The sequence below is a fragment of the Pseudoalteromonas sp. 2CM39R genome (genome assembly GCF_023161845.1).
Window position 1 is genome coordinate 249118 of the sequence record NZ_JALNTM010000010.1, and the last position, 17739, is coordinate 266856.

Annotated in this window: 11 protein-coding genes; 6 read left to right on the plus strand and 5 right to left on the minus strand. The window is 43.4% G+C overall.

Annotated elements, in window-relative coordinates:
• Positions 1 to 21: 21 nt before the first annotated feature.
• Together MTF66_RS22245 and MTF66_RS22250 are read right to left on the minus strand one after the other, a co-directional pair.
• Entirely contained in the window at positions 22 to 717 is a 696-nt protein-coding gene (locus tag MTF66_RS22245; RefSeq protein WP_058586026.1) for an L-ribulose-5-phosphate 4-epimerase, read from the minus strand.
• Positions 714 to 2366 carry a ribulokinase gene (locus tag MTF66_RS22250; RefSeq protein ID WP_054562996.1) on the minus strand — a complete coding sequence of 551 codons (1653 nt, stop codon included), beginning with the start codon at positions 2364 to 2366 and terminating at the stop codon, positions 714 to 716. Before MTF66_RS22250 ends, MTF66_RS22245 begins: the two co-directional genes overlap by 4 nt.
• 231 nt (positions 2367 to 2597) lie before the next feature.
• Between MTF66_RS22250 and tal the strand changes: the two genes are divergently transcribed.
• A complete protein-coding gene (tal, locus tag MTF66_RS22255) occupies positions 2598 to 3551 on the plus strand; it encodes a transaldolase (protein ID WP_058586025.1) in 954 nt (317 codons plus the stop codon).
• 119 nt (positions 3552 to 3670) lie between these two features.
• Here tal and tkt read toward each other — a convergent pair whose 3' ends face one another.
• Positions 3671 to 5671 carry a transketolase gene (tkt, locus tag MTF66_RS22260; RefSeq protein WP_248528806.1) on the minus strand — a complete coding sequence of 667 codons (2001 nt, stop codon included), beginning with the start codon at positions 5669 to 5671 and terminating at the stop codon, positions 3671 to 3673.
• Between the two features lie 354 nt (positions 5672 to 6025).
• Here tkt and MTF66_RS22265 point away from each other — a divergent pair, with 354 nt between their 5' ends.
• The 5 genes from MTF66_RS22265 (at position 6026) to MTF66_RS38535 (ending at position 14303) form a co-directional block, all read left to right on the plus strand.
• A complete protein-coding gene (locus tag MTF66_RS22265) occupies positions 6026 to 6913 on the plus strand; it encodes a MipA/OmpV family protein (RefSeq protein ID WP_248528808.1) in 888 nt (295 codons plus the stop codon).
• Positions 6913 to 7296, plus strand: a complete 384-nt coding sequence (locus MTF66_RS22270; RefSeq protein ID WP_248528810.1) for a DUF3019 domain-containing protein — start codon at positions 6913 to 6915, stop codon at positions 7294 to 7296. Before MTF66_RS22265 ends, MTF66_RS22270 begins: the two co-directional genes overlap by 1 nt.
• Positions 7296 to 8006 (plus strand): response regulator transcription factor, encoded by a 711-nt coding sequence (locus MTF66_RS22275; RefSeq protein WP_248528812.1) that lies wholly within the window; start codon positions 7296 to 7298, stop codon positions 8004 to 8006. Before MTF66_RS22270 ends, MTF66_RS22275 begins: the two co-directional genes overlap by 1 nt.
• A gap of 6 nt (positions 8007 to 8012) precedes the next feature.
• Positions 8013 to 9197 (plus strand): ATP-binding protein, encoded by a 1185-nt coding sequence (locus tag MTF66_RS22280; RefSeq protein WP_248528814.1) that lies wholly within the window; start codon positions 8013 to 8015, stop codon positions 9195 to 9197.
• 159 nt (positions 9198 to 9356) lie between these two features.
• Positions 9357 to 14303, plus strand: coding sequence for a S8 family serine peptidase (locus MTF66_RS38535; RefSeq protein ID WP_282454159.1), 4947 nt, complete (start codon positions 9357 to 9359; stop codon positions 14301 to 14303).
• A 63-nt stretch (positions 14304 to 14366) separates the two neighbouring features.
• On the opposite strand, the gene MTF66_RS22300 is transcribed toward MTF66_RS38535, so the two are convergent.
• Both MTF66_RS22300 and MTF66_RS22305 read right to left on the minus strand, forming a co-directional pair.
• Positions 14367 to 15512, minus strand: coding sequence for a DUF1624 domain-containing protein (locus MTF66_RS22300; protein ID WP_248528816.1), 1146 nt, complete (start codon positions 15510 to 15512; stop codon positions 14367 to 14369).
• A complete protein-coding gene (locus MTF66_RS22305; protein WP_248528818.1) occupies positions 15502 to 17586 on the minus strand; it encodes a TonB-dependent siderophore receptor in 2085 nt (694 codons plus the stop codon). Before MTF66_RS22305 ends, MTF66_RS22300 begins: the two co-directional genes overlap by 11 nt.
• Positions 17587 to 17739: the final 153 nt, after the last annotated feature.

Sequence of the window (17739 nt, forward strand, 5' to 3'; positions counted from 1 at the left end):
TAATAATCCTCTAAATTCTTGCTATTTGCTCTGACCGTAATACGCGTTTTTACCGTGCTTACGTAGATAATGTTTATCCATCACTGCTTTTTTAAGTTCAGCTGCGTGTGGATCTAAAGTGCGTGTTAAATACGCCATGCGTGCAATCTCTTCGAGTAACGCGGCATGGTATACAGACTGAGCGGCATCTTTACCCCACGTGAAAGGCGCATGACCCGCAACAATCACCATAGGTGCAGCTTTCGGATCGCGGTCTTGATACGCATCAGTAATTTGAATACCGGTTTCTAATTCATAATCGCCATTCACTTGCTCATCGGTTAACTCACGAGTACAGGTGATGTCACCGTGTACATAGTCAGCGTGAGTTGTGCCAAGGCAAGGAATGCTTTGTTTTGCTTGCGCCCATGCAGTTGCATAGGTCGAATGCGTGTGTGTTACACCGCCAATTGAATCAAAGTGGCGATATAAATGAACATGTGTTTTGGTGTCAGAAGACGGACGCATAGACCCTTCAACAATGTTGTTTTCAAGGTCGACGATCACCATGTCTTCGGCTTTCATTTGGTCGTACGAAACACCACTTGGTTTAATCGCAATAACGCCTTTGTCGCGGTCGATTTGCGATACGTTACCAAAGGTATAAATTACTAAGCCACGACGTTGCAGCTCCATGTTCGCTTCATAGACTTCACGTTTTAGTTCAGTAAAACTCATGCTTTGTCTCCGTTTACATAGCTTGCAAGTGCTTGGTAGTTGGCATAAAGCTCGTCATACACAGCAACGCGCTCAGGGTTTGGTAAATACTGATGACATACAGACGACGCCATAACTTTTTGAGCATCTGCCACTGTTGCGTGCTCACCCGCAGCAACCGCAGCCATAATTGCCGCACCCAATGCACAGCTTTGCTCACTTTCTAAAACGTCGATTGGGCAGTTCCAAACATCAGCACAAGTTTGCATTACGTAGTCTGATTTTTTAGAAATACCGCCGATAACAACCACTGACTCGATTGGTACGCCTTCGCTACGGAAACGCTCAGTGATAGCACGTGCGCCAAACGCAGTTGCTTCAACAAGTGCTTTGAAGAACTTAGGTGCATCAGTGCCCATTTTTAAGCCTGTTAATGCCATGGCAACGCTTTGGTCAGCATCTGGCGTACGACGACCATTTACCCAATCAAGCGCAGTTACATCGTTGCTTGTTACAGGCAGTGCTGCCGCTGCTTTTGATAGATCAACTAAGATTGAATCTTCTAGCTTGTTAACTAACGCTTGTTCAGCGTCAGATAGATTTGTAAGTTGGCGGGTTGGCCAAAGTACTAGGTTTTTGAACCATGCGTATAAGTCACCGAATGCAGATTGACCGGCTTCTAGGCCAATTAACCCAGGGATTACTGAGCCATCAACTTGACCACAGATACCTTTAACGCAAGTATCACCTAGTTGTTCTTTAGACGTTACTGTGATGTCACAAGTTGAAGTACCCATTACTTTGGTTAGAACACCAGGGCGAACATTGGCTGCTACTGCGCCCATGTGACAGTCAAATGCACCGTAACCAATCACGATACCTTGTGGTAAACCTAGCTTCTCGGCCCACTCTGCAGTTAAGTTGCCAGCAACTTGGTCGCTTGGCTCTGTAGTTGCATTTAACGTATCAACAACACCATCTAATAGTGGATCGATATTGCTGAAGAAACTGTTTGGTGGGAAACCGCCCCACTGCTCGTTCCACATTTGTTTGTGGCCCGTTGCACAACGACCTAGCTTTAATGCTTCAGGGTGTGTTGTGCCGCACATTAGCGCGGTCATCCAATCGCAGTGCTCAACCCATGAATATGTGGCTGCTTTAACACTGCTATCAACGCGGAAAATATGTAATGCTTTGGCCCAGTACCACTCAGAAGAGTAGATACCGCCCATGTGTGAAAGGTAGTTCACATCGTTGTTAGTTGCAGCTTCAGTGATTTCATTTGCTTCTTTAATAGACGTATGGTCTTTCCACAAAATGAACATTGCATTTGGGTTTTCTGCAAATTCTTCAGTTAATGCCAGTGGTGTACCTTGGCTATTAATTGCTACAGGAGTTGAGCCTGTCGTATCAAAGCTCATACCCACTACTTTGTCTGCAGTACCTGCTGGAACTTGTGACCAAAGACCATTAACTACTTCTACAAGGCTATCAATATAGTCTTGTGGATGCTGACGAAACTGATCTTTACTTGGGTCACAGTATAAACCTTGTGCCCAGCGCGGGTAGTTTACTAAATGGCTGGCAAGTTCTTCACCAGTCGCAACATCAACGAGTAATGCTCTTACCGAGTCCGACCCGTAGTCTAATCCCAACGTATAACGAGACATAATTACCTTTCACTAATTGCTTACTAACATTGTTAGTCATTATCTTTATTTGTATGATAATATCAACAATACCAGATTGTAAAGGTATTATAAAAATATTATTAACAGGATTATTTGCTGCTGGCGGGCGATTTATTGCGCAGTTTCTCTGGTAGATTAGATTGTTTTTTCAGCACAAATAATAGGTTAAAGCCACTACATTAACTTTTGTATGATAAGAATGGGATAACTATGTCTAGTCAATTAGAACAACTTAAAGCAGTAACAACCGTTGTTGCTGACACGGGTGATTTTGAAGCAATCAACGAATATAAACCGCAAGATGCTACAACAAACCCATCACTAATCTTAAACGCGATTCAAATTGAGAAATATCGCCCACTTGCTGCAGAAGCCGTATCATGGGCAAAAGCACAAAGCAGTGACACAGCAGAAGTTGTAACAAAAGCAGCTGATAAGCTAGCAGTATTAATTGGCTCTAAATTAATGGAGCAAGTGCCAGGTTTAGTTTCAACCGAAGTTGATGCGCGTTTATCATTTGATACTCAAGCAACTGTTGATAAAGCACTTGAGCTTGTTGCTTTATATAAAGAGCAAGGTATCGACACATCGCGCGTGTTAATCAAAATTGCTTCAACATGGGAAGGTATTCAAGCAGCTAAGGTACTTGAAGCGCAAGGTATCCGTTGTAACCTAACGCTGGTATTTGCATTTGCTCAAGCACGCGCTTGTGCCGAAGTAGGTGCTTACCTAATTTCACCATTCGTTGGTCGTATTCTTGACTGGTACAAAGCACAAGATGCAAGCGCTGATTTCGACGGTGCTAACGATCCGGGCGTTAAGTCAGTAACGCATATCTACAACTACTTCAAAAAGCACGGCTATGACACGATTGTAATGGGCGCAAGCTTCCGTAACATCGGTGAAATCCAAGAATTAGCAGGTTGTGACCGTTTAACTATAAGCCCTAAGTTACTTGCTGAACTAGCTGCAACTGACGCACCATTAACTCAAAAACTATTACCAGCAACAGAAAAAGCAGAAGCGCCAGCTGCAATGACTGAGCAAGCTTTCCGCTGGGAAATGAATGAAGATGCCATGGCTACTGAAAAGCTAAGCCAAGGTATTCGTCAGTTCGCAATTGACCAAGAGAAACTAGAGTCAATCTTAAGCGAATTAGTTTAAACCGATTGTTTAAGCAGCAAAAAGCCCGCAAACCAAAGTTTGCGGGCTTTTTTATTGCCTGCCTTTTAGTAAAAGCAGGCTTATCGTGTTGCGATTACGATAATTTTTAGCCAGTCACATTATTCAGCAAGTAATGCGTTTGCTTTTGCAACTAGGTTTGCCACTGTGAAACCAAAGTGCTCAAGCAGTACTGCGCCAGGCGCTGACTCACCAAATGTCTCCATGCCTAGTACATCACCATCTTGGCCAACATACTTGAACCAGAAGTCACGGTGTGCAGCTTCAACAGCAATCTTAGGTGTACCAGCTGGTAACACGCTTTGACGGTATGCTTTATCTTGGCTGTCAAACTGATTCGTTGATGGCATAGATACCACGCGAACTTGCTTGCCTTGTGCTTTTAGCTCAGCAGCAGCATTCACAGCTAACTCTACCTCAGAACCCGTTGCAATAAGGATAAGCTCTGCAGCTTGTTCGCTATCAACAAGTACATAACCCCCTTTTGCAATGTCAGCAACTTGCTGTGCATCACGTGCCATTGCTTTGGTACCCTGACGGCTGAAAATCAGTGAACTTGGGCCTGTTTCTTTTAATAACGATTGACGCCAAGCTACTGCTGTTTCAGTTTCATCACACGGACGCCATGCAGTCATATTTGGTGTCATGCGAAGGTTAGCGATTTGCTCGATTGGTTGGTGAGTTGGGCCATCTTCACCTTGACCGATAGAGTCATGGGTATACACAAAAATGCTTTGCGCTTTCATTAATGCTGCCATACGTACTGCATTACGTGCGTATTCCATAAACATTAAGAAAGTTGCGCCAAATGGAATGAAGCCACCATGCAATGCAATACCATTCATGATTGCGCTCATACCAAACTCACGTACGCCATAGAATACGTAGTTACCATCAGCTGCATCTTGTAAACCTTTTGCTTCTGGCCATAAGGTTAAGTTAGAACCTGCAAGGTCAGCTGAGCCACCCATTAATTCTGGAAGCTGGTTAGCAAAGAAAGTGATCGCATTTTGTGATGCTTTACGTGTCGCAATGTTTTGCATATCAGCTTGGCATTTAGCAATGTACTCATCAGCTAATTCAGCGAAGTTAGCTGGTAATGCTTTTTCAAGAACACGACGTGTATATTCTTTTGCAAGTTCAGGATGTGCTTTGCTATAAGCTGCAAACTTTTGCTGCCATGCACCTTCAAGCTCTTGGCCTTTCGCTTGATTATTCCACTCGTTATAAACCTCTTGTGGAACTTCAAATGCTGGGTGTGGCCAGTTTAGCTTCTCACGTACTGCTGCGATTTCGTCGTGACCCAGTGGTGCACCGTGACAGTCGTGGCTACCTGATTTATTTGGCGAGCCAAAACCAATCACTGTTTTACAACAGATTAGTGTTGGTTGCGTAGTGTTGCTTTGTGCCGCTTCGATTGCACCTGCAATTGCATTCATATCGTGACCATCAACATCACGAATAACTTGCCAACCGTAAGATTCAAAACGTGCAGGCGTATCGTCGGTGAACCAACCTTCTACTTCACCATCGATAGAGATGCCATTGTCATCCCAAAATGCGATTAGTTTACCTAGGCCTAATGTACCTGCCAGCGAACATGCTTCGTGCGAGATACCTTCCATTAGACAGCCGTCACCCATGAAGCAGTAAGTGAAGTGATCAACGATATCAAACTTTGGCTTATTGAATTGCGCTGCTAAGGTTTTTTCAGCGATTGCCATACCAACTGCGTTAGCAATACCAGAACCTAATGGGCCCGTAGTTGTTTCAACACCCGGTGTGTAACCATATTCTGGGTGACCCGGTGTTTTAGAGTGAAGCTGACGGAATTGCTTAATATCTTCGATGCTTACGTCATAACCGCTTAGGTGTAACAATGCATATTGAAGCATTGAACCATGGCCATTTGATAACACAAAGCGGTCACGGTTAGACCAGTCTGGGTTTAATGGGTTATGGCGGTGAAAGTTTTGCCACAATACCGCTGCAATATCAGCCATACCCATAGGCGCACCTGGGTGGCCAGAGTTAGCTTGTTGAACGGCATCGACAGCAAGTATGCGAATAGCATTTGCAGATTGAGAACTAGGCAGAGTCATCTTATTAGCTTCCTGTTAATATTATAATATAAATAATATCGCAAAAACTCACCCAAATAGCAACTTAATAAACCGCCATGCCAGTAATGACGTGTATTTAGGGCCATTTTGTACCGCTAAGCGCAGGTTTTAACACCATTTTATTGTTAATAACTTTTTCTAACTAAAGAAATGACGACACCACTCAAAATAACCAAACCAAATTAGTGAAATATGCTTATTTATCAAGCAATTTGCTTAACTAATTTAGGTTACAAAAACCAGACCTTGCTACAATTTGGTACATTATTTCATTGTTCAAGCCATTAATAACAACTTAATGTTAACAAGTTTTTTCATTAAGGTTGTTTATTTGTGACTGTTCTAGGTAGTTGCTCACTTGGGCTACGAGTTTTATTTCTAATTAGTGCATTTTGCCTTTCACCAATGGCAAGCAGCACTGACTCTGCTTATTTAGCAGATGAAGGAGTAAGCATTGGTTTAAGCTTAGGTTATGGTCAACTCGACAACCCGGTTTATAAAAAAGACGACATTCCTCTTTATGCCCTACCGCGCATTGAGGTATTTACCGGTGACTTTTCATTTGCAAATACTCAGTTTGCTTGGACACCCGTGTGGGGCGATAACTATCAAGTGTCGTTATTCACCCAACTCAATGAAGACGGGCTGTATTTTGCTAAACACTCAGCAGCACTGACCGCGATTAGAACAACCGGCGGCCGCCCCTCAATGACACCGCCACCACCCGGTTCAGGTATCGAAACACCAGCGGTGATAAAACGCCGCGGTGATATTACTAAAATATCTAAACGTAAACTGTCTGCCATGAGCGGTATTGAAGCTATCGTTGACTGGCAAAGCTGGCGTTTTAGCGCGTATTGGTCAATGGAACTCACCAACTATCACAAAGGGTTACAGGGCGCATTGTCTGCACAGCGCTTGTTTTTGTTTGATCAGCATCTAGTTTTGCTCGGCGCAGAAATACAACATTTAAGCGCTGGTTTAGTGGATTACTACTATGGCAGCGCACAACAAGAAATACGAGCCGGATTTAGCCCTTTTTTAGGTCACTCTAGTCAAAAGTACAATCTAAAAGCCAGTTACCAATATCAGTTTAATCAACAATGGCAATTTATCAGCGATATAAAATACCAACGTTTATCATCGGGTATTGCCGATAGCCCGCTTATCGATGACAGCAACTTACTGTCTTTTTATGCTGGCTTTGCATGGAATTACTGATGATGTTGCGTACGAAGCTTTTTTCACTCTTATTCATTTGTAGCCTCGCGTTTGTTGGCAGTACATTCGCACAAGCCGGTTATATCGAGGCAACACCAGAAAACAGTGTAACAGTAGAGCAAGATTGCGTGATGGATGTATCGATTAATTGGTATACCGAAGTCAGCGAAACGGTGTGCATTCGTGTTACTGATCAACAAATTAGGCTGTTCTGCCAAAAGCCAAATCAAGGGCAAAACTTTGCAATCACAGTGCAAAACAATCGTAACATTGTATTAGAGCTACTTAGCGAACAGCTAGAGCCACTAGAAAGCACTGAAATTAGTTTATTCCACCAGCATGTTAAAAAACGCCGACGTGATATCGCATGGAGTATTTTTTGATGAGCCAGCATACTATTTTATATATTGAAGATGATTTAAAACTTGCCCAGCTAGTCTCTAACTATTTAACTGATCATGGCTATACCGTTGAACACTTTGAAAGTGGTTGCCATGCCTGTTACCAAGCAAGCTGCAAAAAGTACGACCTAATTTTGCTTGATATCGGATTAGGATCAGAAGATGGCTTTGAGGTATTTAAAGAACTAAAACAATATCAAGATACGCCAATTATTTTTATGACCGCAAGGCAGAGCCAAGTCGATCATATCACTGGCCTTGAGCTAGGCGCCGATGATTACCTAACCAAACCTGTCTCCCCGTCTATTTTATTAGCGCGTATTAACAATAGCATTCGCCGCAGCCAAGCTGTTAAGCCAACAAGTACTACCCATAATGCGCATAATATTCGCTTTGGTTCTTTAAGTATTAATACTATTCAGCGCGAGGCTTACCTGCATAGCCAGCCACTTGAATTGACCAGTGCAGAGTTCGAAATACTGATCCAACTAGCTCAATCAGCGGGTCAGTTGGTCAGTCGAGATCAGTTATTTGATGGCACCATTGGCCGTAAATATGATGGTCAAAGCCGCACTATCGATGGCCGCATTAGTCGCTTACGCAAAAAACTCGGTGACGAAGCGGTGCCGGCACAAAAAATCGTCACTGTTTGGGGTAAAGGATATATTTTTTCTCCACAAGCGTGGGGTTAATGCAGTTTGCTACGCCTGTTTTGCTATTTGTATTTAACCCTAGCAGTTTGTCTGGGGAGCGCCGCTTGGTTACTAGAAACCTATTTTCCAAGCCCACCGAGTTACAGTACAGAGCAGCAATTAGCAGAAAGCATCTTAAGTCTTGCCCCCAATAACCCTGATATTAAACAAACACCTCTGGCGAACTTTTACCTTGGTGAACAATTACAGGCATCACTTTTAGCAGGTCAGGTAATTAGCGTTAACGATGCTAATAACAACCTTTACTTTCATAAACTTGCAGATGATAGAGAGACCTTATTAAGCATTGGCCCCTACAGCCAGCCTGCTGATCAGGGTTATCAGTCTTTAGTAAGCCTTCTGTTTTACTCTAGCCTTGCCTTAGCTGTGGTGATTTTTACAGGCCCGCTGCTGTTTGACTTAACTAAGCTGCGCAAAGCCAGTAGTAAAATGTCAAATGCCGACTTTACAGCACAAGTACACTTCACACGTTTTAGCTTGCTAAAGAGCATTGGCGATACCTTCGATAACATGGCATTAGCGCTGCATAACCGTAATCAAAGCCAACGCGAATTGATCAATGCTGTTTCTCATGACTTTTTAACGCCTATTTCACGGGCTAAATTCGCTCTCGAAGCAGTCGTTGATAACAACGCTTATCGGCACAGTGTGTTGCAAGACATTATTGAACTTGAGCTTTTAGTCGAAGAGTTTTTAACCTATGCCGAGCTCGAACAATGCGAGCCTACCTTGTTAGTGAAAGACTACTGCCCAGACGAGCTATTACAGCCCTGCATTACTAAATTTCAAAGCTATAGCCCTTTGGCTATTCGTCTTGACTGCGAATTAACAGCAATTTGCGTTGATAAACAAAGCTTTCAACGCTTATTGCAAAACTTACTCGGCAACGCAGTCCGCTTTGCTAAAACGCAAATTCATATCAGGCTTTCACAATACGAAAACGGCACTTTGTTAGTGATTGAAGATGATGGCCCAGGGATCCCAGAACACATGCGCGCCAGCCTCATGCAGCCATTTTCAAAAACCGCTTCGGTGTACCAAACAGGCTACCAAGGTGTTGGGCTTGGCTTATCAATCGTTAAGCAACTGTGCCTATGGAATAACGCAAAATTTAGCTTAGATAACGCACAAACCTTAAGCGGAGCAAGAGCAAGCATCTTGTTTCCATAAACAGTTTTTCGGTAAAAATGTACCAAGCTGTAACAGTGTGTGCCAATTGTTTACATTTCATTGATGTTATAGTCACAACTCAACACTATCCCTACTGATTACAACCGTTCGCCGCTGCGCGAGCTCATAATTATAATCCTTCGAGGGAAGTTAGATCACATGTTCAATATGAAAAAAGTATCAGTGATGGTCGCATCTGCACTTTATTTAGGTGTAGGTACGTCTGCTGCTGCGCTAAATGACCAAGCATGGCCAGAACAGCCTGCAGGCTATGCGCCAAAGCAAACCATTAGCAATGAATTTGTGTGGGAAGACAAGGTTAATAACACAGTTAAAAAACAAAGCCGCGTTTTCACACCAGAGAAAGATATTAGTGGTATTCAAACTTATATCGTGCAACTGGACGATGCACCAATTTCGACTTACCACGGTGGTGTTAAAGGGCTTGCGAGCACTAAAGATGTGGTAATGCAGACGCAACAAGCAACAACGCGCTCAACGCTTAATATGGCGCAGCCTGCGATTGCAACTTACGCTAACCACCTAGCAAGTAAGCGCCAATCAGTACTGAGTACTGCGATGAGTCAGCAAGGCTTACAGCTAAATGTTGAGCGCACTTTCAATGTGACATTAAACGGTTTCACCACCCAAATGACACAAGATGAAGCGAAGCGACTTGCTAAAGTGGCAGGTGTTAAGAAGATCACTCGCTCAAAAGTCTACAGCCTAAATACTTTCAATACCATTGAGCAAACCGGTGCTTCTGCACTTTGGAGCGCAAGTGCTAGCAACCCTAGCAGCAACAAAGGTGAAGGCACGGTTGTAGGTATCATTGATACGGGTATCAATACCGATCACCCATCATTCGCAGCAGTAGGCGGCGACGGTTACACTCACACCAACCCTCTAGGCGACAAGTACCTAGGTGACTGTGCGACTGCTGAATTTGCTGATCTGTGTAACGACAAGCTAATTGGTGTTTATTCTTACCCTGAGATCACCGCAGCCTACGTTGATACTGTATTTGAAGAGACTCGCCCAGAAAATGGTGAAGACTATCATAGCCATGGTTCACACGTTGCAGGTACAGCAGCAGGTAATATCCTTTACGATATTCCTTACAAACTGACTGAGTATGAAAGCCAATCATCTGGTTTAGAAACCAATGTAACTTTCCCGCAAGTATCAGGTATGGCGCCACACGCTAATATCATTTCATACCAAGTATGTTGGCCAGGTAATTCTGGTGACCCTTATGCAGGCTGTCCAACAAGCGCAATCTTAGCTGCTGTTGAACAAGCTGCTATAGATAATGTTGACGTACTGAATGCTTCATTAGGTGGCCTTGAAGAAGATCCATGGAGCGACCCAATTGAGCAAGCGTTCATGAATGCGGCTGAAACCGGTGTATTTGTGGCGGTAGCGGCAGGTAACAGCGGCCCTGAATATTCAACGGCTGACCACTCTTCACCTTGGGTAACCACAGTTGCAGCTCATACACCTTCAACTAAAGTCAATTTTGGTAACAAACAACTTAAAAACCTAACTGGTGGCGATACTGCAGCGCCAGGACCATTTGCTGGTGCAGGTGTAAACTTTAACGAGCTAAAAGGTTTAATCGTTGCCGCAACTGATTTTGAAAATCCAAATGAAAGTTCAAGCTATGCACTTGCCAACTGTGACAAGCCATTCCCTGAGGGTACATTTGATTTAGTTGATGACCCAGCAACTGCTATCGACGAAAGTGCGCAAGATGTGATTGTCGTATGTAAGCGTAGTTCTTACCCTCTGTACTCTAAATCGCTGAACGTAGAGGCAGGTGGTGCTGAAGGTTTAATTATTTATAACCATGTATCATTTTACGATCGCTACACGATTCCTTCAGTGTCTTACCCTATTCCTACCATTCACATTAAAAACGTCGATGGTACGAGCTTACTTGACTGGCTAAGCACAGGCGACAGCCACATGGGTACCATTGAAGCAACCGAAGGTACTGTAGATGCTGTAGATAAAGACCGCATTGCTTACTTCTCTGGTCGTGGCCCATCATACTTTGGCTTTGACACCTTACTTGTAGACCTTGCGGCTCCGGGTGTTGATATCTATGCGCCATCATCAGACGATCAACCATTTACTAGCAACCCTGCAACTTCAGACTGGCAATCTATGTCTGGTACATCAATGGCAAGCCCACACGTTGCCGGTGCGGCAGCATTGTTAAAACAATCTCATCCTGATTGGACACCAATGCAAATTCAATCAGCATTGATGTTAACTGCAAACAATCAAGTTGCTTTAGCACAGTACTTAAACAACTACACCGATGATGGCTTTGATGCTGCTCTTGCTGAAATGGGTTCAGGTAAAATGCAAGTTGAGCGTGCTGATAAAGCAGGCCTATTGCTTGATGAAACCATTGCTAACATGAATGCAGCTAACCCAAGCCTTGGTGGCCGTGAAAAAGCACTAAACACAGCTTACATGGTTGATAATGACTGTGGTTTTAAGTGTACGTTTATCAGAACCTTTACAGCGACAGAAGACGCAAGCTGGACACTTCATACAGAAAACTGGATTGGTAATAGCAAAATTAGTGTTGAGCCAAGCAACTTTGATATCAAAGCAGGTGAAACACAAAGCATTGTTGTTACGGTTGAAGCAAGCCAACAAGCAACACCACAAGAAATTGTTGATTACACAGGTAACCAAGGTCAAATCGTAATGACCTCAAGCAACCCTGAATCACCAATTTTAGAAATGCCTGTATGGACTTTCGCTGGTGATACCGGTTTACCTGAGTATATTCAAATTGATGCACACCGCCGTTCTGCAACGATGAAAGTGGGTCCATTCAATACTGATGAAATCAGCAACCTAACAACACAATCGTACGGCTTAGTAAAAGGTCAAGTTGAAACAGTACACCTATTCAACGACACCACACCAGGCGACCCATTCGATAGCGTAGAGGCTGAAGGTGAAGGCGAAGCTGTAAACAACAACCACATTCAGTGGACGACAGTGCCAGAAGGCGCAAAAATGCTAAGCGCAAGCGTCATGAACGACACCTCACGTGTACTTGTGTTCATGGGTAAAGATAGCAACGGTGATGGCATTGCGTCTTATGAAGAAACGCTTTGTATGTCAACGAGCTACACCCTAACTAACTTCTGTAATATTGTTGACCCTGAAGCGGGTGAGTACTTTACGTTATACATGAGCCTACAGACTCTATCGTATGGTGAAGTTGATGAAGGTATCGAAGTATCGTTTGCAACAGCTGTGAGCACTGAAGACAATGGTTCATTAACCGTAACAGGCCCAAGCAGCGTACCGGGTTATGACCAGCTTGAGCTTGACCTTGCTTATAACCTACCTGATATGGAAGTGGGCGATATCTACTTTGGTGGCTTTGATATTGGTAGCAACCCTGAAGATGCGGGTAATCTTGGTTTTGTGCCAGTGATCATCGAGCAAGTTGATAAAGACGTGACCTTTACAGCTAACAAAGACAAAGCATTTGTGGGTGATTTAGTTGACTTCGAAATCAGCGTTATTGCTAATAACGAAGATGAAGCGCGTCAATTTGCACTAAACACTGAGTTCCCTGCGGGCGTAGACATTGTTCCTGACAGCATTGTCGCATCTAACTCAACGCCAGTAACACCAATGCTAGATAGCAACGCTCTAGCACTAGTTGGTGTTCAAGAAACGACTAAAAATGTTGAGCGTAATTATAACATTACCACCAACATCACAGACGAAATGTGTTCATTAACATCGGCGCATTCACCAGATCCTCACTACCTAGAACTACGTGAGCTTGGCTGGCGTACACTAGAAGGTGTTGAAGGCCGTTACTACAACGAGTTTGAGTACACATTTAAAGAAATCATGAACACTAACCTTGATGTGTCATTCCCATTCTTTAATAAGTATCACTTTGACTCAATTAAACTTAACCCAGCTGGCTTAGTCACATTTGGTTCGCAAGGCCGTACAACGCCATTCCACGTTGAACTGCCAGAAGGTTACACTCAGCCGCCACCTCCGCCTTACCTAATCGCACCATTCTGGGTTGGTGATAACATGATCCCTGAGCGTGTTGACGGTGGTTACGGTAACTATGACGCCAACGCCGGTATCACACCAACTTACACGGTATCGCGTGAGTGGTTAGTACTTGAGTGGGATAATATCCAGCGCTCAAGAACTGAAGGCCAATCAGTTGATGTTGAAATGTTCATGCGTATGGGCATTGACTATGAGCCAGGTGAATACGAGCTACTATTTGCTTACGACAACCTAAGCTTAGTTGATGCACAAGGTTCTATCGGCTTGAAAGCTGCCGATGGCCGTGGATTTATCAATGGTGATATTCCTATCGATTTAAACATCGGTAACAAGTACGGCTTCGACAATATGGACGAAGTACTACACGACAAACTGGTTGTGTGTCTTGACTACACAGGCCCTGAGATTTCTAAGTTTGACGTGAAATTCCAAGCGTACATTGGTGAGCAAGCGGCGAATCAAACGCATCAACTATCACTTACAAATGGTTTAGTTGGCGCAGATGATGAAACCATCACCCTTGACCTAGAAGTTATCGGTAACCTAGAAATGGCAGCCTTAACTGATATGTCGGTGGCAGAGAACGAAACGATTAGTTTTGACGTGCTTTATGCTGACGAAAACCAAGTGAGCAACCAAATCGAAGTGTTAGGCGAAAACTTCACTTATGAAGTATCTGGTCACACATCAGGTAGCACTGTGACTATCACGCCTGCGGCGCACTTCCATGGTGATATTGATGTCACAGTAAAAGTTAGCGACAGCGTTAACCCAACTGATGCAGCAATGAGTTCATTTGTATTATCGGTGATGTCTGATGGTGAAGAGCTTGGCTGTACTGACAGCTCAGCAACTAACTATGATGAAAGCGCCAATACTGACGATGGTAGCTGTACTTTCCCTGAGTTAGTGATTCCAGAAGCAGAGATTGAAAAAGACAAGAAATCATCAAGCGGTTCATTCGGCTGGTTACTACTAGCAGTTGCCCCACTGATGGCACTTCGTCGTAAAAAATCTCGAATTAACTAAGGATTAGTTAATTAGGATAGTAAGTAGGTAATGCCGATATGCTTAGCATATCGGCATTTTTCGTTATAAATACTTTAACCAAGGCTTGTTAGCCTTACGCTTGTATTCACTAAACTTCTTGGTTGGCCAATAAAGCCCTATTGCCAGCAACAAAGTAATAAACCAAATACCTGATATATCACTGACTCCTAAATATTGCCCTTGATTTGCCCCCCAGATCAGCATGCCTATTTGATACATAAATAGCAGTACATAGAGGTGGAAAATATAAAAGAACATAGGCACAGAGCCATATACACGTAGCGCATTCGTAAAGCGGTTTAATGGTCTTTCAAATAACCATAAGCCAACAAACATGCCTGCTAACGTGATCAGCAAAAAGCTCAGTGACGGTGGGTACTTAGTCACGTTAAACACCGACATCATGGTTTCGGTTATAGTGCTAAACGTTTGCCACGGCAAGGTTTCACCATAAATATTAAAACCACGCAGCAGCGCAAATAATCCCACACATAACAGTGCTAACAGCAGTAATGCTCGTTTACGCGAATCCGCCGATTGAGTGTGTGCATATAAAGGACCTGCACAGTAACCCAATAAGATAACGCCAATCCAAGGCAGCACTGGGTAGCTAATTTTGACGTCGATTAAGCCGCCTTGTGATAGATAGCCTCGGTCATGCAAAATCGTCCACAGCGAGTAGCCAAACTCATCGGGCGTAAAGCTGATTGGGGTCAGTAAGTTATGGCCAAATACAATAACTAAACCAAGCGCCAACAATAGGTTGCGTGGCAGCTTAATCAATAATGCTAACGCCAACATACAAAGGCCAATCGCCCACATCACTTGTAGCCAAATGGTGTGGTAGTAACCCATCCACGAAAAACAAATCAGAGTCACTTCGAGGGCGATTAAAAATAGCCCTCGCTTGATTAAAAAGCTTCGTGCTGAGCGCGCTACGCCACTAGCTGGATGACTATAAAGCCACGCCGACAAACCGGTTAAAAAGATAAAGGTTGGCGCACAAAAGTGCGCAGCAAAGCGGCTCCAAAAAAGCCCCGGCGTAGTTGTATCAACCACCATGGGATCAGCCACCTGCATGTGCAAGAAAAATCGCTCTCGCACATGATCAAGTAGCATCAGCAGAATAACGACACCACGCATGATGTCGATACTGTGAATACGGCTTTTAACTTGCTCAGAAGTCATAGCTTACGCCAAGTTTAAATTGCGTCGGCGCACCTGGGTAGGCCCACAATGCATTGTAAGAACTGGCAATATACTGTTCATCAAACACGTTATCAACATTCAGTGATACCGTAGTACGTTCAGTCGCTCGCCATTTAGCAAATAAACCAACAGTTTGGTAACTCGGTAAACGGAAAGTGAGATCAGCTGGGTCGCCCAAACGGTCAGACACATATTGATAATGACCACCAATCTTTATTTCTTGTGCGAATAGACTTAGGTCATGGTTTAAGCCAATCGAAAGGTTATTCTTTGGTACGTTCACAAGTGGACTACCTTTAGGAATTGGCACTAACCAGTCAACATTTAGACTGTCTGTTGCAGTCTCGGCATCAACATAGGCATAAGATAGGTTGTACTCGGTATTGTCACCCAATGAACCTGTTAAATCTAACTCAAAACCTGTGCTATTTGCTTTACCTACAGGTGTTGAATAACCCACATTTACTGGATCTGCCACCAGCATGTTGCTCTTGCTTGCATCAAAATAAGCAAGCGTACCGCTGATATTGGCGTAGCTAAATTTAACACCCACTTCAAACGAGTCACTTTCTTCAAAACCGAATGGATTACCTTCTGCATCGGTGCCGCTCAGTGGTAAAAAGCCTTCTGAATAGCTTGAGTAAAGGTTAATGTCGTCATTAAGCGCGTAAACCACACCAAAACGTGGACTAATTCGGTTTTCTTTGCTGTTTGATGCCACACCAGACTTAGTCTCAAAAATATCTTGTTCAATTTCATCAAAACGCAGACCTAACATCACTTTTAAGTTATCGGTTAGATCTAGTTGGTCTTGCAGGTAAATACCGTACGCATTTTGCTGTTCGTTATTTTCGTACTGCATGCCCACTTCAGGGCCTTCAGTAGTGCTGTACTCTGGCTCATAAATATCAATGGTGTAAGTACCATTACCACCACGGTAGCGATAAAGCCCAGTGCGCAGCTCATAGTCGTAACCGTCAACACCAATCAATACATGGTTGGTGATACCGGCAACATCAAAGTGACCGCTTAATTCAAAACGCAGCGATAAATCATCAGACTCATAGTCACGGTATCTGTGCTGGCGAGTTAAGGTTCTGCCATCATCAAATAATGACTGACGCGATGGTGAAAGCTCAGCATCTGACGAATAACCCGTTAACGTTGCAGTACGGTAACTAGCACCTAATAACAAGCTCCAATCTTGGTTTAGATCGTTGCTGTAATTTAATTGATGGCCGCGTGAGTGCACTTTGGTTGGTGCATCATTTGGGTTACCTAAAAAGCGTGACTCAGGCACGGTATCAAAATCACCATTTAACACCACAATACCGCGGTCATACATTTGCTGTTGATCAACATACTCAAACTCATAAGTCAGCGATGAGTTATCGTTGATTTGATAATAAAGCGAAGGCGTAATCACGAATTTGTCGTGGTGTACATAGTCTCTGAAGCTGTCACTATCTTGCCATGAGCCATTGATACGAAACGCTAAATCATCACTTAAACCGTTACTGTAATCACCTTGAATACGCTTGTGATCATCGCTACCGAACTCAGCTTGAAGTTGCCCTTGCTGATAAAACTGTGGCTTTTTAGTAATAATGTTTACGGTACCACCCGGCTCCGAACGGCCATAGAGTGCCGAGCCAGGCCCTTTTAATACTTCGATGTATTCAATGTTTGATACATCACGTGGGCCTGCAAAGCCGCGACCACCACTAAAACCGTTAACTAAGTACCCAGACGGCATATTTTCGTTACCTGACAAACCACGAATTGAATAGCTATCCCACAGTGCTCCACCATTATTCTTACGAGTAATACTGGCAGAAAAATCCAGTGCATCACGAAACTTTGTAATACCGTTATCAGTCATCATGTCTTTACTTAATGTGGTGATCGATTGCGGTAAATCTTTTGTTGGAATATCACCACGAAACGCCTGTTTATGTTCAATGGTGATCGTTTCGATATCGCTGTTATCAGCTGCATGTGTATTCGCTGCAAACGCCGCAGCTAAGGCTAAACTAAGAGTTGAGTACTTCATAAGGTCTGATTGTAAAAGTTAAGAGAAATGATTTGTTATAAAATAACATAAATAAAAAATAGGTTATAGTATAACAAATCATTCGCACAGAATTTTTACCTATCTTTTTAATGTTTACATCATGCAAGTTCATCACTAGTATTAATAAATGAC